The sequence below is a fragment of the Xanthobacter autotrophicus genome (assembly GCF_030015065.1).
GTDB classification, from domain to species: Bacteria; Pseudomonadota; Alphaproteobacteria; order Rhizobiales; family Xanthobacteraceae; genus Xanthobacter; species Xanthobacter autotrophicus_D.
The window spans coordinates 1-441 of the sequence record NZ_JAIVFN010000432.1; the positions used below are offsets into that span (position 1 = coordinate 1).

Sequence of the window (441 nt, forward strand, 5' to 3'; positions counted from 1 at the left end):
CGGGCGAGCATGTCGCCCAGCGCGGCGCAGTGCACCGGTTCGGGCGCGAGCTGGCTCTTGCCCGCCAGCTTGTTGACCACGGCCGCGGGCTTGCCCGCCACCGTGTGGAGGATGTGGCCGTGCCGGTCGCCGCGCGGATCGGGCACGGGAATGCCCGCGCGGGCCAGGTGCTGCATCAGGTGCAGGTAGAACGGCAACTGCTCGGCCGTGAGGCGCTCGAACAGCGTGAGCACGTACTCGCCCTGGTCGCTGGTGAGGAAGTAATTGGTGTTCTCGATCCCGCCCTCGATCCCGCGCAGCGACACCAGGCTGCCCAGTTGCACACGGCGCAGCAGATCGCGCGCCTCTTTCTTGGAGACTTCGGTGAAAACAGCCATTGCCGGGCGACGGAAGCGTCAGAGGGGGAAGAAGAGGAGACGGGGAAGGGAAGAAGGAAGCGGC

At 67.8% G+C, this 441-nt stretch carries 1 protein-coding gene; it reads right to left on the reverse strand.

The window, feature by feature from the left end; all coding sequences use genetic code 11:
• On the reverse strand, positions 1 to 377 hold a 377-nt coding region (locus K9U40_RS23890; protein WP_282892535.1), incomplete at its 3' end, for a phosphotransferase.
• Positions 378 to 441: the final 64 nt, after the last annotated feature.